General features: G+C 31.3%; 20 protein-coding genes and 1 tRNA gene. 1 reads left to right on the top strand and 20 read right to left on the bottom strand.

Features of this window, described 5'->3' with window-relative positions:
* Positions 1-26: 26 nt before the first annotated feature.
* The 10 genes from MOV42_RS02715 to MOV42_RS02670 form a co-directional block, all read right to left on the bottom strand.
* Positions 27-674 carry a hypothetical protein gene (locus tag MOV42_RS02715; protein ID WP_324172281.1) on the bottom strand — a complete coding sequence of 216 codons (648 nt, stop codon included), beginning with the start codon at positions 672-674 and terminating at the stop codon, positions 27-29.
* Entirely contained in the window at positions 674-1,294 is a 621-nt protein-coding gene (locus tag MOV42_RS02710) for a hypothetical protein (protein ID WP_324172280.1), read from the bottom strand. The genes MOV42_RS02715 and MOV42_RS02710 overlap by 1 nt, the downstream gene beginning before the upstream one ends.
* 1 nt (position 1,295) lies before the next feature.
* Positions 1,296-1,670, bottom strand: coding sequence for a hypothetical protein (locus tag MOV42_RS02705; RefSeq protein WP_324172279.1), 375 nt, complete (start codon positions 1,668-1,670; stop codon positions 1,296-1,298).
* Between the two features lie 193 nt (positions 1,671-1,863).
* A complete protein-coding gene (locus tag MOV42_RS02700; RefSeq protein WP_324172278.1) occupies positions 1,864-2,505 on the bottom strand; it encodes a hypothetical protein in 642 nt (213 codons plus the stop codon).
* A gap of 187 nt (positions 2,506-2,692) precedes the next feature.
* Positions 2,693-2,776, bottom strand: a tRNA-Leu gene (locus MOV42_RS02695).
* Between the two features lie 215 nt (positions 2,777-2,991).
* The gene (locus tag MOV42_RS02690; protein WP_321779149.1) at positions 2,992-3,306 is read right to left on the bottom strand and encodes a F0F1 ATP synthase subunit C; all 315 of its coding nucleotides are present in this window, start codon (positions 3,304-3,306) and stop codon (positions 2,992-2,994) included.
* A 153-nt stretch (positions 3,307-3,459) separates the two neighbouring features.
* Positions 3,460-4,881, bottom strand: coding sequence for a DUF1007 family protein (locus tag MOV42_RS02685; protein WP_324172277.1), 1,422 nt, complete (start codon positions 4,879-4,881; stop codon positions 3,460-3,462).
* Positions 4,878-5,678, bottom strand: coding sequence for a metal ABC transporter permease (locus tag MOV42_RS02680; RefSeq protein WP_324172276.1), 801 nt, complete (start codon positions 5,676-5,678; stop codon positions 4,878-4,880). The genes MOV42_RS02685 and MOV42_RS02680 overlap by 4 nt, the downstream gene beginning before the upstream one ends.
* A complete protein-coding gene (locus MOV42_RS02675; protein ID WP_324173047.1) occupies positions 5,672-6,406 on the bottom strand; it encodes an ABC transporter ATP-binding protein in 735 nt (244 codons plus the stop codon). The genes MOV42_RS02680 and MOV42_RS02675 overlap by 7 nt, the downstream gene beginning before the upstream one ends.
* 4 nt (positions 6,407-6,410) lie before the next feature.
* Positions 6,411-7,271, bottom strand: a complete 861-nt coding sequence (locus MOV42_RS02670; RefSeq protein ID WP_324172275.1) for a metal ABC transporter solute-binding protein, Zn/Mn family — start codon at positions 7,269-7,271, stop codon at positions 6,411-6,413.
* 107 nt (positions 7,272-7,378) lie between these two features.
* Here MOV42_RS02670 and MOV42_RS02665 point away from each other — a divergent pair, with 107 nt between their 5' ends.
* On the top strand, positions 7,379-7,774 hold the full coding sequence (locus tag MOV42_RS02665; protein WP_324172274.1) for a Fur family transcriptional regulator: 396 nt from the start codon (positions 7,379-7,381) through the stop codon (positions 7,772-7,774).
* A gap of 47 nt (positions 7,775-7,821) precedes the next feature.
* Here MOV42_RS02665 and MOV42_RS02660 read toward each other — a convergent pair whose 3' ends face one another.
* The 10 genes from MOV42_RS02660 to MOV42_RS02615 all read right to left on the bottom strand — a co-directional run bounded on the left by MOV42_RS02660 (position 7,822) and on the right by MOV42_RS02615 (position 20,117).
* Positions 7,822-9,993 (bottom strand): polyribonucleotide nucleotidyltransferase, encoded by a 2,172-nt coding sequence (locus MOV42_RS02660; RefSeq protein ID WP_324172273.1) that lies wholly within the window; start codon positions 9,991-9,993, stop codon positions 7,822-7,824.
* Positions 9,990-10,646 carry a phosphoribosyltransferase gene (locus tag MOV42_RS02655; RefSeq protein ID WP_324172272.1) on the bottom strand — a complete coding sequence of 219 codons (657 nt, stop codon included), beginning with the start codon at positions 10,644-10,646 and terminating at the stop codon, positions 9,990-9,992. Before MOV42_RS02655 ends, MOV42_RS02660 begins: the two co-directional genes overlap by 4 nt.
* 3 nt (positions 10,647-10,649) lie before the next feature.
* Positions 10,650-12,815 carry an LPS-assembly protein LptD gene (locus tag MOV42_RS02650; RefSeq protein WP_324172271.1) on the bottom strand — a complete coding sequence of 722 codons (2,166 nt, stop codon included), beginning with the start codon at positions 12,813-12,815 and terminating at the stop codon, positions 10,650-10,652.
* Positions 12,808-13,257, bottom strand: coding sequence for an RDD family protein (locus MOV42_RS02645; RefSeq protein ID WP_324172270.1), 450 nt, complete (start codon positions 13,255-13,257; stop codon positions 12,808-12,810). Before MOV42_RS02645 ends, MOV42_RS02650 begins: the two co-directional genes overlap by 8 nt.
* An 11-nt stretch (positions 13,258-13,268) precedes the next feature.
* Positions 13,269-14,534, bottom strand: a complete 1,266-nt coding sequence (gene purD, locus MOV42_RS02640) for a phosphoribosylamine--glycine ligase (protein WP_324172269.1) — start codon at positions 14,532-14,534, stop codon at positions 13,269-13,271.
* A gap of 259 nt (positions 14,535-14,793) precedes the next feature.
* Positions 14,794-15,429 (bottom strand): uroporphyrinogen-III synthase, encoded by a 636-nt coding sequence (locus tag MOV42_RS02635; RefSeq protein WP_324172268.1) that lies wholly within the window; start codon positions 15,427-15,429, stop codon positions 14,794-14,796.
* A gap of 20 nt (positions 15,430-15,449) precedes the next feature.
* Entirely contained in the window at positions 15,450-17,000 is a 1,551-nt protein-coding gene (guaA, locus tag MOV42_RS02630) for a glutamine-hydrolyzing GMP synthase (RefSeq protein ID WP_324172267.1), read from the bottom strand.
* A 133-nt stretch (positions 17,001-17,133) separates the two neighbouring features.
* Positions 17,134-18,507 carry a sodium:proton antiporter NhaD gene (gene nhaD, locus MOV42_RS02625; protein WP_416385442.1) on the bottom strand — a complete coding sequence of 458 codons (1,374 nt, stop codon included), beginning with the start codon at positions 18,505-18,507 and terminating at the stop codon, positions 17,134-17,136.
* Between the two features lie 9 nt (positions 18,508-18,516).
* Positions 18,517-19,953: an L-aspartate oxidase gene (gene nadB, locus MOV42_RS02620; RefSeq protein ID WP_324172266.1), complete on the bottom strand. Its 1,437-nt coding sequence runs from the start codon at positions 19,951-19,953 to the stop codon at positions 18,517-18,519.
* On the bottom strand, positions 19,953-20,117 hold the full coding sequence (locus MOV42_RS02615; RefSeq protein WP_324172265.1) for a hypothetical protein: 165 nt from the start codon (positions 20,115-20,117) through the stop codon (positions 19,953-19,955). Before MOV42_RS02615 ends, nadB begins: the two co-directional genes overlap by 1 nt.
* Between the last annotated feature and the right edge of the window lie 48 nt (positions 20,118-20,165).

Genomic DNA, 20,165 nt, shown 5'->3' with positions numbered 1-20,165 from the left:
CCGTATTAGTTTAGCTTCTTTAATCCTTAGATTAAAAAGTTTCTTGTATCTTCATTCATTTGACTTCTTTTGTTTTGTAGTTCGATAAGCTTCGCTAGTTCTTGAATTCTCTTAGTATCTTTTATCACTAATTTTATAGATTCACTCAAAGAGTACCCTTTCTCTAAAGAAGCTCTCATATTATTAATTTCATATTGGTCTGCTTTTAAACTGGTACGGAAAGTTAAAAAAGCTTTAGTTTGCTCAACAGTAATTTTAGAACCTTGAATAGGAGTTTTAATATCCAACTCTAAACTAGAGCTTTCGACTACATTTACCTTTTTAGTACTTTCTGATATTAGAACATCATCACTAAAGTGCGATTTTAATCTCTCATTACTCTCTATCTCTTTATAGCTCTCGTTAGCTTCATTGTATCTGTCAAGTGTTGTACCTAGTTTTTTTCTTAATTCCATAATCTTTTTATCCTCTTGTAATAGTTTTTTATTCTCATTTATATCTTTCTCTAGTTTATAATCTAATCCTCCAACCTCTGAAAAGAAGTTAAACATTATTCTTAAAATATTATCTAGCTCGTCAGAACTAACCTCGTCTTTACCTATGCGAATTAAAGTATCTCCGTAAGCTTCGCATAGTTTTATCTTTGTTTCTTTATCTAAATCTAATACCCTCATTACTCAGCTCCATATAGAAGAAATTTATAGTCCTCTTTATTACTAAGTAACCAAGAGTCAAGCATAAAAGCCACCTTATCAGCTTTAGAAAAAGCATCTATTAAATCAGAAAAACCACTATTAGAAGCATCTTTATTTAATCCTATCTCAATACTTTCTCTAGCTTCTTCTTCTGTTATCTCTACACCTACATTCATTAGAAAGTTACTAAAAGCTTCTATAACTTCTTTAGTATCTTCTTTATCATCCATGTATGTAACTACATCTTCTAAGTAATCAATATTAGAGTTAAATTTATTATTATATTCTCTTTCTAGTTCAGCTAATGCACTACTTTTTCTAGCTTCAATAAACTCGATAAGAGTATCTAGTACTTCATCTTTATAACTTCCTTGATAAGTCTTATCCTTAATATTGTCTATAAAGTTATAAAAGCTTTCTACAGCTTCTAAGTTACCTTTATCGTTATCAATTCTATTTAGGACTTTAAGCATTACCTCTTTAGTTTCTTCTTTAGAGTTTATATCTTTAATATCTTTAATCTCATCAACAATTATTAGTTTGTTAGCTTGGTATTCAGTCTTAATCTCATTAATTATTTTTTCTTCTTTTGTCATCATTTTATAGTTCCTCTTCTTTATCTTTTTTTAGTTCTTTAAGTAGTTCTAATGGTGTACCAACAAAGTTTTCTTTTAGTTCTTTATTCTCTTTAGATAGTTCTTCATTTTCTTGTTGAAGTTCATCTAATTTAATTTCACTCTCTCTTGTTAAAAGCTCATATTTGAATAAACTAGTCATAGTATTTAATAGTTGTAATTGCTCACTATTCTTTAACTCTGTATTAGCTACTAGATTATCTATTAAAGCTTTACTAGTAGATAATGGATTAATTCCTATCTGTGTTAATCTATTTAAACTTTCTTTAGCGATTGTCTTTTTATTCTGTGAGCCTTTAGCTCTTCCTTTTCCGTAAGTGTTACCTTTTTCAAATCCCATGTATTTAACCTCTTTCTTTTATATTTATTTATATTTTCATGTTGTAGTTAGAATTGAAGTTAGATTTTTAAAGTATGAATAATAGTGTAGCTTTGGGGATATAGGTTTATGTTAGAAATATATATATAGTGTCTTAGGAAGTTTTATTGTAGTTGTTGAAGTTCGTGTAATTCTTGCAGTTAAAGAGTTATTATTATCTAAAAGGTTTTATCCTTTTGTAGTTCACTAGCCAATCTTCTACCTCTTTTTTATTATAGAAGTGTCTCTTATTAACTTCAATAGAAGGTAAGAAGTCTTTTAATGTACTTCTCCAAGCTGTTTGTTGCTTAGGTGTAACTCCGTAAAGTATCTCAAACTGTCTAGTATTAATATGAATTAAGTCTATTTCTAGCCAAGTCTTATACTGTTCATCTGTTAAAGTAAGTCTTTTATTTTCATCTTCTAAATCTAAGCATTTAAAAGCAGTCATTAGTGCTATAGTCTTATCTTCTTTATCGTTATTAATATGATACTCTATTAGACTAGTTACTGGCTCTGTAATAGCTTTACTTAGCTCTTTATCTATTATATTGCATAGTTCATATATAGGACTTTTCTTATAGTCTTTATTTTCTAAAACTAAGTTTTGTAACATTTTATGAAATATAAAAGATACTTGAGATTTTTCTTTAACCTCATCTGCGATAATGCTTAAATCTTCGCCTTTTTTCTTAGCTTCTTTAAGGACTTCTTCTAGCTCTTTAACTTCTGATTCTGTGAAAGTGTATTGCTCGTTTGAAAGATTGTGTAAATTTTTTAAATTATTTTCTAACTCGTTTTTTATATCTTTTTTCATACTGATTTTTACCAACTTTATTTACTAACTTTTTTAATAATTATTTTTATTTGTTGAAGATTATATCATATTGGATTTGAATAAAGGATTTTAAGAAGATTTAAGAGGTATCGACATTAGAACTACACAACTTTTTACTAACTTTAATTCTTAAGCTAGTTAGTTATATAAGTTTTTTTAATATGAATGGTGCGGTTGGGGGGACTTGAACCCCCACGTCTTGCGACATAAGCCCCTCAAGCCTACGTGTCTACCATTCCACCACAACCGCATTTATAATTTTTTCTTTTACTAGACCCTCAAGCCCGCGCGTCTACCATTCCGCCACAGATGCATTTAACAATAATTTGTTTCTTCCTTACTAATTGAGAGCATACCATCAAGTAAAACATCTACCATTCCACCACGGTCGCAAAAAATAAGTAAAAAAAAAGCTTAACCCGAAAAACGAGTTAAGCTTGAGGGTATATTTAGTTTAGTCTAAGACTAGCCTAAATATGGGTTAGCGTAAAGTGCGATTAGCGCAATTACTAGTGCATAAATAACTTGTGCTTCAATCATTGCAAGAGCAATAAACATTGTAGTCATAAGTTTAGCACCAAGACCTGGGTTACGAGCAGTACCAGCGATAGTAGCAGCAGCAGTATGACCCATACCGATAGCTCCACCAAGAGCAGCAAGACCAAGACCAAGACCAGCAGCTATCATAGAATAAGCTTTAAGTGTTTGGTTAGCAACATCACCATCAGATGCGAATGCAGCAACAGAAAGTGCTACTAAAAGAAAAAGAATTTTTTTCATATAAATCTCCAATAAATTATTACAATAACTTTCGGATAGCGTAACCTCATTTTTAATCATGAAGCAACCGATACATAAATGCAACGATTTCCCTACTAGAGATTGATGGCGAATTATACTAAAAAAGTAATAAAGATGAGTTTAAACAAGATATTATGCGATTAATAAAAATAATCCTAGTAAAAGAATTATGCCTAAACTTGCGTATTCTAAATATTTTTTTAAATTATCATTATAGTTTGATGTTTTCTTACGAATTGCAACACTTATTAGAGCAGACAAAAATATGATTGTGCTCATTCCTAAACTCATTACAAATGCAGATAAAAAACCCGCATAATAAAGTCCAAGAGAAAGAGAAAATATAAAAATTGTTACAGTTCCAGGACATGGAATTATTCCAGCAGATATTATAAGCGCCATATCTGTTGAATTATTATCCACTTTACACGAATTACAAGAACAGGTTGGGACATGAGGGTTTTCACTGAAACTATACTCGAGTACAATTTTGCTTTTTTTATAAGCTCTGTATTTATTATATATGAGATAAAGAGCTATACTAATAATAACCAGTGCTGATATTTTTGTTGTGTAATATAAGCTTTTATCTATAAACTTAGCCAAAAATGTGTCTACAATGTAATAAATTACTAGAGTAAGTAAGAAAGCTGAAAATGTATGAACAATCCCTATAGCTAATGATATAAACAAAGCTTTAGAATATGAACGATCATTTGATAAAAAATAGCTTCCAACAAGTGTTTTACCATGACCTGGTCCTAAAGCATGAATAGCTCCATAAATATAAGCAAAAAACAGCAAAAGCATATATGTAAAAGGATTTTTTTCATCTTTAATAGATTCAAATAAAGACTTAATCTCACTTATACTACTTTTGAGTAAATTTTCTTGAATAGTTTCTATTTTGCTATTTTCTTGTTTTAAAGGTTCCGTAATTTTTGCTTTATGCTTCTCCTTTACTATTTTTACCTCTTTTTGTATTTTTTCTAATGAAGAATAGCTAAAAAATATAGAAGCAGTAAAAAGATATAAGTTCTTTTCATAATAAAGTTCACTTCCATTAACATCAATAGATGAAGTCATAAAGTTAAAAAACGATTCATCATCTTCAAATAAAAACGATAACATCATCTTCTCTTTTATCTCTAAGTCTAAATATGCTTCATAAGAAAACAAAAGAATATTATCTATCATTTTTATATCAAAATTCTTATACTCTGCTCTTATAACTGAGCTATAGTTATCTTCATAGTTTGCATACTGGATTTTTGTTAGCATCTGTTTAGGGACTAGGTAGTCAAGTTTAGCTTTTAATATACTATTTAACTCATCTTTATCAAGTTTAGCATTCTTATTTTTGTCATATTGCTTTACAATTTCATTTGAATAAATATCAGAAAATTTCCATTCCACATGAATATTTGTAAGTTTTTTATTTTCTACAATTAAATCTATATCTACTTCAGCAGAAGGAATCATTAGCTGACATGTGGCACAACCAAAAAGAAGCGTTTGAAAAATAAGAAAATAACTTAATATAAATTTTTTCATTTTAATTTCGATCCAAGCATGAAAATAATAAGTGAGAATGCCGACACCAAAATTATAGATGCACCAGATGTTAAATTATAACTATATGATAACCAAAGACCAACCATTGTAAAGAAGGTAGCAATAAACCCTGAAATCAACATCATAGAATAAAGTGAAGAAGATAAATTTTGAGCTATATATATAGGAATAGTAAGTAAAGCAATAACCAAAATAAGTCCGACAATTTTTATGGTAACTACAATAGTCAATGCAGACAAAATAAGTATAAGTGTATAATAAAACTTTACATTTATACCACTTAGTGCAGCATATTCACTATCATAAGATACAGCTAAAATATCACGATACTTAAATGTAACAACAAAAAGTATTATGACAAGCAAGAAGCTCATAAAATATAAATCATCACTATTTACTGCTAAAATAGAACCAAAAAGATAACTCATCAAGTCGACATTATATCCCGGTGTCAAATCTACAAAGATTATCCCTATTGCCATTCCAACAGCCCAGATAAGTCCTATAAATATATCTATTTTTTCTCTTTGATTGATAGTTACAAAAGCCATAAAGAGTGCTGCGATAATAGCAAAAATAGATGTTCCTAAAAATATTGGAATACCAGTATAAACAGCTATTCCAATTCCCCCATAAGCGGCATGTGCAATTCCACCAGCTAAAAATACCATTCTGTTTACTACGATAAGTGAGCCAATTATTCCAGCGGCAAAACTAACTAGAACTCCAGCAATTAAAGCATTTTGTATAAACTCGTAAGATAAAGCTTCTAACATTTACATCTCCCAAGCATCTGTAAAAGTTCCACTTCGCAGATATGATTATTACTTGTTTTAAACTCTTTTTTCAAAGAACTTAAATCATGATAAGAAAGTTTTTTATTTACATGTGCAACTTTAGTGGCATAGTCTAAAATAACTGATAAATCATGACTAATAACTATAACGGCAACTCTTTTACTTAACTCATTTAATAACTCATAAATTTGCTTTTGACCTTGGGCATCTATGCTTGAAGTTGGTTCATCAAGTAAAAGAATTTTTGGATTAGAATAAAGTGCCCTAGCAATCATTACTCGTTGACGCTGACCACCTGAGAGTGAGGCTATTTTTTTATTAGCATAATCTTGCATTCCGACTTGTTTGAGTATCGCTATTGCATGATTTACTTCCTCTTCCCTGTAACCAAAAATAGAAGATTTTCGAGAGTCACCTCCCATCATAACAACTTCTATCACTTTAATTGGGAAGTTCACATTTATATTAGTGTTTTGCGGGACATAACCAATATTAGTCATATTATTAGAAGGCTTATTTAAAAAAATTATAGAACCATTTTGGATATTATTTATACCTAAGATAAGTTTCATTAGAGTACTTTTCCCTCCACCATTGGGACCAATGAGAACTAAAAAATCTTTATCATAAACACTAAGATTTATATCTTCTAATACCAACTCTTTATCATAGGCGAAAGAGAGATTATTTATCTCTATGACTAGCAAATTTTCATTTTTTTGCAATTATTTTTGCAATATTAATTAAATTTTGAGACCAATTAGCATCTAATGGAGAGGTTTTTCTTACACTTACCTTAGCCTCTTTTGCAATTATTTGAGCACTTTTATCAGAAAATTCAGGCTGAGTAAAAATAACTTTTATATTCTCCTCTTTAGCCTCTTTTATAATCATAATCATCTCTTTTGCTTTTGTTTTTTTGCCATCTACTTCAACAGCTATCTGTACAAGATTATAATCATTTGCAAAATATCCCCATGATGGATGAAAAACCATAAACTTACTCTTCGGTTTCATGTCTCTTAGTGCATGTTTTATCTGTTTATCTGTATCTTCAATCTCTTTAATAAAATCATCCAAATTTGATTTGTAAGATTCTTTATTTTTTGGGTCTATTTCTACTAAAGATCTATAAATAGTATGTGCCATAATAGATACATTTTTGGGTGAAGTCCAAGTATGGGGATCAGTTTCATCATGATATTTTTCTTCTTCGTGATGATGTTCGCCCTCATGATTATGTTCACTCATTTGTATTTTAGGAACATCAGAGCTAATATTTACAAATTTTAGATTAGCATTTTGTGATTTAAACCTATCTAGCCAAGTCTCCTCAAACTCAACACCTATGCTAAAGTATATATCAGCTTTTGATATCGCTATCATTTGTGATGCTTTTGGTTCATAAGAGTGTGGCGAACTTCCTGGGTTTACCATTACAGTTATATCTACCATCTCTTTAGCGATTTTTTGTACAAAAGTTTTTTCTGGAAGGATACTAACAACTATGGCAGGCTTTGCAAAAGCAAGAGCATTAAAAAGTATAAAAACTAGCAATATGATTTTCTTCATCTGAATACCTTGTAATTAAATTTAACTCAAATTGTACTAGCATAAAACTTAAATGCAACTTAGTCGCATTTAGATATGCTAAAGATTTAAAATGCTAAAATACTACTATGCAAATAACAAATATTATTGAAGAAAAAAACTTAAAACTTACATCTGCTCGGAAAGAACTTTTAGAAATACTTGATAGAGAAAAAAAACCTATATCATTTGAAGATATAAAGCATAAAATAAATATGGACAAAGCAACATTTTATAGAAACATTTCAAAATTTGAAAGCAATTCTATTGTCAATAGTTTTGAGTCAAATGATAAAAAAAGATACTATGAGATACAAGGTTCTCCACACTCTCATTTTATCTGCAATACCTGTAATCATATAGAATGTTTAGAAAGTATCTTGCCTACAAAGCTTGAAGGATATAGTGTTTCAGATGTTATTTATAAAGGTATATGTAAAAGCTGTAAAGAGATAAATTTAGAAAATATAATTATAACAAAGTAGATGGAGCAAAGAGTACTTTCATAGACAAATACTCTTTTATAAAAATTCTAAGCACGACCTAAAGAGATTTTATTACCTTTAAATTCTAAAATTTCTACTGTTAATTTTTCACCTTCACTCAAAACATCACTTACTTTTTCAACTCTTTGATCAGAGATTTTAGATATATGAAGAAGCCCATCTGTGCCATCAGGAAGACCTATAAAAGCTCCGAAATCAACAATTTTCTTTACAGTACCTTCATACTTATCACCTACTTGGTACTTAATTTTTTCAATTTTTGGTGCATTTGCGATGCCTTCTATATGTTCTCTAGCACCAGATACCCCTGTTTTATTTTTACCTGTAACTTTTACTTTTCCATCTTTTTTATCAATATCAATAGCCACTTCAAACTTTTCAATTATTTCACGAATAACTTTACCAGCTTGACCAATAACTTCACCAATTACACTTGGGTCTATATGAAAAAAGTCTGTACTTGGTAAAACTCCATCGTTAAACTCTATTTTAGACTCAGCATCTAGCATTATGTCGATTATATGACTTCTACCTTCTTTTGCTTGATAAAGTGCTTCTTTTAAAATATCTAAAGAAATTCCACCAAGTTTAATATCCATCTGCATTGCAGTGATTCCATCTTTAGAACCTGTTACTTTAAAGTCCATATCTCCATCATGATCTTCAAGTCCCATTATATCCGAAAGAATAGCATACTTATCACCATCACTAACCATACCCATAGCAATACCTGCAACAATCTCGTTTGTGTCTATATCTGCCGCTTTTAGAGCCATATAACCACCACAAACTGTTGCCATTGAAGATGAACCATTTGACTCTAAGATTTCAGAAACTATACGAACTGTTTGTCCATCTAAGTCAACGATTGGTTCTAATGCTCTTTTAGCTAAATTTCCATGTCCTAACTCTCTTCTTTTTGTTCCAAGAATTGGAGAAGCTTCTCCTACACTAAAACCTGGGAAGTTATAATGAACCATAAAGTTTTCGTTTTGAGTTCCATTGTCAGTAAGGCTTTCAAACATTTGTGCATCTTTTGAATTACCCATAGTTAAAACTACTAAAGCTTGAGTTTGTCCACGAGTGAATAAACATGATGAGTGAGCTTTTGGTAAAATATTTGTATCTATGGTTATTGGTCTAATTTCTGTTAAACTTCTTCCATCTGCACGGACTCTCTCATTTAAGATTTGAGAACGAACTTGCTCTTTTTTTACTTTTTCTATCGCATCTTTAAGTTCTAACTCATCCCAGTCGTCTTTAAGAACAATGATTTTCTTTCTAAGTTGTCTAAGTGCTGTTGAGCGTTCACTTTTAGCCATTTGGTTCATAGCATCGGCTATATCTGCTAAATGATTATCCCTTACATATAAAACCATATCTTCATTAATTAAATGTGCTTTATACTCAAGCTGTGGTGTTTCTTTTTTATGCGGAGTAAATGCATCTTCATATTTAGAGTTTGTTTCAAAAAGAAGTTCTTGTGTTTTTTCAAATATACCTATTAGTTCATCTTCTGCTAAAGCATTTGAAGTATGAACAGATATACTCGGTACACTTAAAACTGGGTCTATCATAGGATCAAGTACAAAGTTATCTTGGATTTCTACTTCCTTTGAAGATAAAGAACGCATCTCTATCATTAACAGATCTTCTTTTGTACCTGAAAGATATAAATCTAGAGTTGAGTTTTTAAGCTGAGATAGAGTTGGATTTAAGACTAACTCTCCATCTACTTTTGCAGCACGGACTGCACTCACTGAGGTATTTATATCTATATCTGAAATATAAAGAGCGGCAGATGCTGCATTTAATGCTAAAACTTGTAAATCAGCATCTGAACCTGCACTAAATACCATTATAGTTATTTGAGTTGGATGCCCAAAACCTTTTGGGAAGAGAGGACGAAGTGAACGGTCAACTATACGAGATGTTAAAGTTTCAAAATCACTTGGTTTTGTTTCTCTTTTAAAAAAACCTCCAGGAATTTTACCTGCGGCATATGTTTTTTCTATATACTGGACTGTTAAGGGTAAAAAATCTTCTTTAACAATTTCTGTTTCATCAATAACAATCGTTGCTAAAATAACACTATCACCAGACTTTAGCCAAACGGCACCATTTGCTTGTTTTGCAACATCACCAAACGAGTAATCTTCTACTCTATTTTCTAACTCTAAATTTACATCATATTTCATTTTTCTTCCTCTAAGTATTTTTCTAATTTTTCTTCATCAACAATAGGCAATTCTTCGTAATAAAGTGTTGTTTCTACATAATCACCTATATCGTGTAAAAAGAATATTTCATCAGCATACGCTTCTAATAAATCAAGTGTATCCTTGGGTAAAACAGCAACAGCTATATAGACCGCTTTTGGCTTCATTGCCAAAACTGTTTTTAATGCTGTCATCAGTTTGAGACCTGTTTCACTTCCTTCATCTACTAGTATTACTATTTCATCTTTAACAGATAGAAAAGGTCTTCCTTTTCTATACTGATAAACATAACTTAAAATTTGTTCTTCATGTTTTCTATGAGCTTCGCCATAAATATAATCATATCCTATATCAAATGCCTTTACTAACTTCTCATTTATGACTATCTCTTCTCTTTCACTTACTCTAGCAACTTCACAAGTATCATTATTTGGAGCCATTATAGACTCTGAGAAAAGAAAGTCTATCTTATTAGGAAGTTTTTTTCTTATAAAGTGAGCTAACTCTAAACCACCACTTGAAACAGCTACCATTTTCCATGATTCATCTTTGAGTTTTTGCATTGGCAATATGTCTATTAATTGTTCTGCTGCATCTTCTCTATTTTTAAGTATATGTTTGTACTTTTTCATTACTCATAATCCTTCCATGGTTTGAGGTAATTTATAATCAAAAAGTGGAGCACCACCAGATGCCATCATTGGTTTTAAATTTACTGTAAAATATATATATCTATCATATATAGAACTTGAACCATTATCATTCAAAATTGGTCTATTATTCTCAATATATCTCAAACCAAAATCCCAACATCTTTTTTTATATAAAAATCCAACTTCTGCACTCTTTTTCAAGCCACTTTCATAATCATAATTATATCTGATATTATACGAATAATGTTTATCATACTCATAAGTTGCACTTGAAGTAATATAACTTGTGTAAGGTGTAGTAGTTGATGTTGGTGCTAAGAATGTGTCTTTATATAGATGAGATAGTACAATATTAAAGCCACTTCCATTATAAGAAATTTGATTATACATTTTTGAAAATGAATTTTCATCATAATTATAAAAAAAGTTATTGTAAAACTTTATCCCTTTTGTTATTTGATAATCAAATTCATTTTCAAGTTCTCCAACACTACTTTGAGCCTTATCATAAGAGATACTTTGAGCAATTCTATGATAAACAATTTGTGAACCTGACTCATCATAAATGTACTGAGTAAAATCAAGTTGAAGTTGCTCTTCTATATCACTTATATTATAAAATTCACACTGTTTTGAATCTTTATTTATTGGTTTAGAACAAAATTCTTGATAATCTTTATAAAAACCATCTTTTGATTCCGAACCACCAGTTGTATATCTTGAACCAAAACCTACAACATGAGTAAAACTATCAAATGCTCTACTTACTTGTGTAGATGCTGATAATATATGATAATTTCTAGCAAAATAGCCATTTTCATAAATCCCACTAGGAACTTCTTCTGTTCCGCTAAATTTTGAATGCTGAGCATAAAAATATGCTTTGTAAGAAACATTTAAATACTCATCAAATAAACTTCCTTGAACTGTTAAAGGGATTGTTAAATCTGTTTGAGTTACATGTTTTCCAACCTCTCTATATATATTATTAGTCTGCATATCTAGATTATATAATACATGATCATCAAAAAATGTTTCTAAATAATGGTGATAATGGAAAGTAGGAATTTTTTGTAAAGTGTCTTCATTGCTAACTTTAGTTAAATCCTGATAATACTTAAAATATGTAGCAAAATAATTATCTTGAGTATTGTAAAAAAGATTTATTCGTGATAAAACTTGACTTGATGTAACATTCTCCGTAGTATCATTTGTTGAAAGATTTATATAATCAACATCATTCATACCATTTACATCCATATACAAAGCAGATTGACCTTTAAAACTTGTTCCAAGCCATTGGTTAATCACATCAGTGTTGTTATAAAGAAAATTATATCCATAGTGTGAATCATGCGCTAAATTTTGTTTCTTAAAATAATCATCTTTTTCTGAGAAGTAACCAGTCTTAAATTCACCCTCTGAAACCTTAGAGTCAATGAATCTAAATGTCGAATATCCACCTACACCACGATTTGTTCTTACTTGGGGTTTTAGTTCAAAATCCCACCAGCTTTGTTCCGCTATATAGATAGGTTGTTCGTAATAAAACCCTTCTGTATCTGAAATACCCATAGCAGGAGAGAGGAGTCCTGTTCTTCTTTTTGTATCAAGTGAATAACCAAAATAAGGAGTATAAAAAACAGGAATGTCATAAATAAAAATTCTTGCGTTAAATATATGAAGCCATTTAGTATCTGAATTATATGAGGTTGAAGAAAAGTGCATTTTCCATAGTGGGTCATTTGGGTTACATCCACTCATTACTCCAGATTTTATACTAAAATCTTTGTCTACGGCACAACCTTCATCAGCACTCATCCAAACCTGTGAACTTTTATCAAGCATAAAAAAAGGTTTAAACAATCGCTCTTTTTTAGCTATATTTAATTTTGCATATTTACCTAAAAGTTGATAATCTTTGCCTTGATTTGCACGAACATTTTCAAAAAGCTCTAATTCTCCAGTATTTCTATTATAAATAGCTCGGTCTGCACTTAAGAAGTAGTCTTTATATACAACTGTCACTCCACCAGATGCATTAACCACATTTTTAGAAGATTCCATCGTTGTTGCATAAATTTCAACTTTTGAATCTGCTAAAAGATAAGTAGTTAAAAGTATAACTAACGATAGGAGTTTAAGCATCTACAACCAAGGTTCTTGCTGTTATATCATGCCATGTTTGTCGTTCTGGATTAAGTAGTCCCCACAAAAAACCTAAATATAAAATCATCTCTGAAATAACGCGAAAAATAGAACGATTAAGAGAAACAATTACATTTGGTGTTTGCATAGTATTTACTTCGATTACTCTTATTTTCATAAGAATTTTTCCAAGGGATGCACCATATTGCATTATAAAAAAAGCTTGATACACAATTTTCATTAACATATATTCTAGAACAAAAGTATTTGTTATATTTATCAACTCTTCTACAGTTTGTGCATTTTCAAAGGAATCCCATAAGGCTATTACAAGTAAAAAAGAAAGAAGCATCTCATCTACAAAAAATGCCATAGCTCTTTTTTTATTTTGTGCTAAAACAATACCTTCACGATGAAGGTTATTCTCTATCTCTTCATTCACTAAATTTTCTCCTAAAGAGCTTGATAAGCTATATCTGTTCTGATTTTTTTACCCATATAGTGAACTTGTCCACATCTAAGATACGCTCTATCTCTTGCTTGTTTAATGCTATCACCTAAACCAACGCAAACTAATACTCTTCCGCCATCAGCATAAAGTTTACCATCTTGCTCACTTACTCCAGCATAAGATATATGGGTGAAATCTTCTATTTCTTGGTGTTTAACATCATCTAAAATTATCTCAGCAGGAGTTGAACTTCCATAAGGATAATTTCCACTAGCCATAACTACACCGACCGCATATTGAGATGAAAATTCTACTTTTATCTCACTTAGTTTATTTGTAGCAGCTTTATAAAACATATCGCTAACACTCGAAGTCATAAGAGGCATAAGTATCTCACATTCTGGGTCGCCAAAACGAACATTAAACTCTAATGTAATTGGTTCACCATTTACAACCATGATACCTATAAAAAGAACTCCTTCAAAAGGTGCTTCCTCTTTTTTCATTCCATCTAATGTTGGCACTATAACTCTATCTCTAACTTTTTGATAAAGCTCTTCATCTACTAAAGGTGTTGGAGCATAAGCACCCATTCCACCAGTATTTGGTCCTTCATCTCCATCTAAAAGTCTTTTATGGTCTTGTGCAGCAGGCAACAAAATATAATCATCTCCATCACAAATAGCAAACATTGAAAGTTCGTAACCATCTAAGAACTCTTCAACTATTACTTTAAGTCCGGCATCTCCAAAACTTTTTCCACTTAACATTTCACTTATTGCAACTTTTGCTTCATCATGAGTCTGTGCAATAATTACACCTTTACCACCACATAATCCATCTGCTTTTACAACAATTGGTGTAGATAAAGTATCTGTAAATTTAAAAGCATCTTCTATAGAATCTGTTTCTATATAGGCTGCAGTTGGTATTTCATACTTTGCTAAAAAGTTTTTCATATATACTTTTGAGCCTTCAAGTTGAGCAGCTTCTTTGCTTGGTCCAAAAATTGTTAAATCTTTTGCTTTAAATATATCTACTACTCCATCTACTAGTGGAGCTTCAGGACCAACAATTGTTAAGTCTATTTTTTCATCTTTTGCAAAATCTGCTAAAAGGTTATAATCTTTAATATCTAAATTTGTACCTAATATTTTTGTAGCGCCATTTCCTGGCATAAAAAATAATTCATGTTCTTGTTTTTCATTTAAAATTGCTCTTGCAATAGAATATTCTCTACCACCAGCGCCTAGTATTAATATTTTCATTGATTGTTTTCCTAGTTAAAAGTTATAAAAGCCCAAGTAGCCGTTTCGCACAGGCTTGGTTCTAAAAGCCGAATTTGGGTGAAGAGAGAGAAATATATTGGCCACATTATCTTGACAGAGTTAACATATCTCAAACGATAACACCGACACACAATAACTCTACTTGTTCACTAATTGAAAATGTAGAACCCTCATAATTACGATATATCGAACTACTCAGACTATGAATATATTATACTAAAAAATTCTTGATTTATAGCTAAAGTGTAATCGCTAATTCCATACAACTCTCAATAGATGTTTTTTGAGATACGCAGTATTTTATATTTTCAGGTAAGGATTTTGCAGTAGTTTTTCCAAGCACAACTACTTTTGCATCTGAACCAATAGTGTGTGTTTTTAAAAAACATGTAATAGCAGAAGGAGAAGTAAAAATTAGAGTTGGATTTTTACAAATCTTCACATCTAGCACTTCTTGTGAACACTCACTTACATATAAAATCTCTTCATCTATATCATATTCATCATTTTGGCATCTAAGTACAAAGTCAGATGCTATAAGCTCTGCTCTTAAATAAAGCCACTTTTTATCTTTAGACTTTTCTTTTATATTTTTAACTAGATTATCGCCATAACCATCACCAATATCTAAAATTTTTCCACCAAAGTTTTCATAAGATGCAGCAGTTTTTTTAGATACACACAAAGCGGGTATATCTATAAAATCTTTTTTATCATATTGTTCTAGTGCTTTAACTGTTTGTTTTGAAGTAATTATGAGGTAGTCGTAATCACTAAAATCAATAGAAGGTTTTAAAAACTTAACTTCTAAAGATTTTACGCTTATTGCATTTTCATGTTTTGATGTAGCAAAGAGATAAATTTGTCTTGTCATAAGAAGAGAGATTTAAATCTCTACTCCCATTCTATTGTTGCAGGTGGCTTACTTGAAATATCGTAAACAACTCTGTTAATACCATCAACCTCGTTGATAATTCTTCTGCTTATTCTTTCTAATAACTCATGTGGAAGGTGAGCAAATGTTGCAGTCATTCCATCAACAGCTTCAACAACTCTAACACAAACAGTATTATCGTAAGTTCTATTATCACCCATAACTCCAACAGATTTTACATTTAGTAAAACTGCGAATGCTTGCCAAGTTTTAGCATAGTAACCACTAGCTTTTAACTCATCTAGTAAGATAACATCTGCTTCACGAAGAATAGTTAAATCAGGTACATTAACATCACCCATAATTCGTATAGCTAACCCAGGTCCAGGAAATGGATGACGGTTAATCATACCCTCTGGAAGACCAAGTTCTAAACCAATTTTACGAACTTCATCTTTGAATAGTTCACGAAGTGGCTCTATTAGTTCAAAATCCATCCAATCAGGAAGACCACCAACATTATGATGAGACTTAATTACTTCAGATGGTCCATTTACAGAGATAGACTCAATAACATCAGGATACAAAGTACCTTGAGCTAAGAACTTAATTCCATCATGTTTTTTAGCTTCTTTTTCAAACTCTTCTATAAAAGTATGTCCTATGATTTTTCTTTTTTGCTCTGGATCACTTATACCCTTGAGCTTTCCTAAAAAATTATCAACGGCATCTACTGTAATTAAAGGAGTTTTTAGATTTATTTTAAATACCTCTTCAACTTGTTCTCTCTCCCCTTTTCTTAAAAGTCCATTATCAACAAACACTGGAATCAACTGATCACCAATAGCCTCATAAAGCATTGCTGCAACAACAGAACTATCAACTCCTCCACTTAAGCCACAAAGAACTTTACCAGTTCCAACTTTTTCTCGAATTATTTTGATTTGCTCTTTTAAGAAATGTTCCATTTTCCATTTTTCAGTAATTCCACAAATATTTTTTGCAAAATTACGAAGCATTAAATAACCTTCTTCGGAGTGTTGAACTTCTGGATGATACTGCATTGCATAAACGCGTTTTTCTTCATTTGCGATAGCAGCATAAGGAGAGTTAGCAGAAGTTGCGATAGGAGTAAAGCCCGCTGGAAGTTCATCAACTTTATCACTATGACTCATCCATACAACTGCATCATCATCACAATCTTTTAAAAGCGGGGAGCAATTTTCTCCCATATTATTTATACTTAATTCTGCTTTTCCATACTCATGGTGATTAGAACGAACTACACTTCCACCAAAATCAACTGCAATTCTTTGCATACCATAACAGATTCCAAGGATTGGCAGACCCATTTCATAAACACCTTTATCTACTTCATAAGCGTCTTCATTATAAACAGAAGATGGACCACCACTAAGAATAATTCCTTTAGGACTTTTTGATTTAATCTCTTCTACTGATGTATGATACGGGAGAATTTCACAATAAATTTTATCTTCACGAAGACGACGAGCTATAAGTTGAGTGTATTGAGAACCGAAATCTAAAACTATAATATTAACATTTGTCATTGAAAAAACCTTTTAATAGATATGATAAATAAGTGTGAAAGAATACAATAACTTAGGTTAATTTAGAATTTAGAGGGTAGATATGGAGGTAGATATTCTCACGCAATGCGTGAGAACTAATGGTTAAATAGAATCAACCACCAATGCCTAATACTTCATATTGAAAATACCAGACTGTAACAGATACGAAGTAACCAATCACAATTGTCCAAGAATATTTCATATGTGCACCAAAAGTATAGATGCCATGAAGTTTACCCATAACACCAACACCAGCAGCAGAACCAAAACTAATCATACTACCACCAACACCAGCAGTTAGAGTAACAAGCATCCATTGAGCAAGAGGAAGATCTGGAGAAGCTTTTAATACAGCTGACATAACAGGAACATTATCAATAATTGCAGAAAGGAAACCTACCCCAATATTTACATAAGTTGGATTAAACATCTCATACAGTTTAACAGCGTGACCTAAGAAACCTGCAAAGTGTAAAGCACCAACTGCAGCTAAGATACCAAAGAAAAACAGTAGCGTATCATTTTCAATTTTTGAAACAGACTTATATATTTGAATATCATGATCATGATATTTTTTTAGTCTATATGCATAAAGTTGTAAAAGTGAAAGCCCAAATAACATCCCCCACATTGGAGGTAGATGCATTATCTGCTTACCCATAACTGCCGAAAAGATAGTAAATACTCCTAAAAATATAATTACTTTTCCACCACGATGGATATGAACTGGCTCTGCACCTTCAACTTTTTTGGGTTGACCTTCTGGAACAAAACGAGAAAGAAGAAATGCTGTAATACTCCAACCAATAATAGAAGCAGGAAATAAAAATAAGAAATCAACAAAAGTTCCTTTACCGGCGGACCATGCCATAAGTGTTGTGATATCTCCAAATGGTGACCAAGCACCACCAGCATTTGCTGCAACAACTATGTTTATAGCCGCTGGAATAAGAAAAGCTTTGTTGTCTTTTTCAATAGTCAAAAGAACTGTTGAAAGGATCAAAGCTGTTGTAAGGTTATCCGCAACTGGTGAAATAAAGAAAGCTAAAATACCTGTTACCCAAAATAACTGTTTATAGTTATATCCAGCACCAAGTAATTTTTCTTTTAAAGCATCAAAAACATTTCTCTCTATAAGTGCTTCAATAAAAGTCATCGCAACAAACAAGAAGAAGAAAATTTCTGCTATTTCTAAAATAAGATGTGCAATTTCTGTATCAAAAGCTGCGAAGTTTAAACCATTAGCCGCATAATATCCACCCAAAAGCATAAACATAAAAGTACCTGTAAATAGGGCTGGTTTAGCCTTATTTATATTGTACTTTTCTTCTGCTGCAATAAAGTAATACCCTACTACAAATATCACTAACAATAACCAACCAAATGGCTCCATCGCCAAATCAACCGCATGACCTTCTGCAAGGGCAGAAGTCGTTGCAAATGCTGCTACACTAGTTAAACCTAGTAGCGACAAAATTTTTAACATCACATCTCCTTAAATAATTGTGTGTACCCCTAGAGATTTTTCCCTAGATAAACCAGAACGAATAATCTCTTTTGCCGTAAGTAAACGAAATTTCAATAGTCTACCAATATTTTCTTTCAAAAGAGCATTAATTTGCTCTAAAGCATCATTTAATCCATCTTTTGTTCTTACAATCGACACTTTCTCCCACATTATAGAACGCAATAAGTTCTTTTTTGCTTTATCTTCTTTGAAACTCATCACTTCATCACATACTTCAAACTTTATCATCTCTTTTGTTCTAGAATTTTGCAAAATATCAATAACTGCTTCTTTTGCAAAGACTAAAGCTTCTAAAAGAGAGTTTGAAGCAAGTCTGTTTGCTCCATGAACTCCAACAGATGCAACCTCTCCCACAGCATACAGACCATCAATATTTGGTACTTTTCCATTTAAATCTGTTTTTATACCGCCTATCGCATAATGAAAAGCTGGAGAAATTGGTACTCTTTGAGTTGGGACATCAAAACCTATATCTTGTAAGTTATTATATATGTTAGGAAATCGTTGCATAAAATAGTGATAATCAAAATTTTGAAAATTTAAGTATATTTTTTTACCTGTTTTTTGAGAATATTCGTAAATGGATTTACTTACTATATCTCTAGAAGCCAATTCTCCGCGAGTATCATACTCAAACAAAAATCTTTTCGAATCTTCATCTTCTATAGTAGCACCCTCCCCTCGTAAAGCCTCAGTTAGGAGTTGTTTTTGAGCATTATTACTATTTACATATACAGTAGGATGAAACTGCATCATTTCCATGTGTTCTAGCTCTATTCCCTTTATTAAACAAAGTCCTTGCAAATCAGCACTAATGCATGGTGCATTAGTATGGTACTCAAAAAGTGAACCAACACCACCACTAGCTACTATAACATCCTTTGCATAGATATTTTTACTTTTTCTATGTTGCAGTACTGTAACTCCATAACAAATTCCCTGCCTTATCAGTAAGTCAACAACTCTCGCATCACTTAGTAATATATGCTTATTTTGTTGCAACAAGAAGTAGTGCATGTGCCTACCTGTGGCATCTCCTCCTGCATGAAGGATTCTTTGTGTTGAATGAGCTGCTTCTTTAGTATAAAGTAGTTCACCGTTTTCATCTGTGTCAAATTTAAATCCAGCAGCTATCAAATCATCTATAACTTCTTTTGACTTTTGACTTAAAGTTTCTACTGCTTTTACATCACATAAACCTGCTCCGGCATCAATAGTATCTTTTATATGAAGCGGTATATCATCATTATTTTTTGCAAAAGCAACTCCACCTTGGGCATAAAAACTATTACATTTAAATGTTTCTCTCTTATTAATGATAAGAACTTTTTTTGATTTTGGGATGTGTGAAGCCGCATAGAGTCCAGCGACTCCTGCTCCTATAATTATGACATCATATTGCATTATTTTTGTTGTTCTTTTATTATAAATTTAACATTTTCATCACTTTGGGGTGCTTCTTCTTCATAATATGGAGATGCCTTATATCCACATCCATTTACACTTAACATAAACATCGCTATAATTAGCAGATGAAATATACCTATAAAATAATTACTTTTCTTCAATATAAACCTCAATTTTCTAAGATATATAATATTCGAAAGTATAGCAAA

The sequence above is a fragment of the Sulfurimonas sp. genome (genome assembly GCF_029027405.1).
GTDB lineage: Bacteria > Campylobacterota > Campylobacteria > Campylobacterales > Sulfurimonadaceae > Sulfurimonas.
The sequence above is the reverse complement of the archived record's forward strand: the minus strand, read 5'-3'. Positions and strand labels throughout refer to the sequence as shown.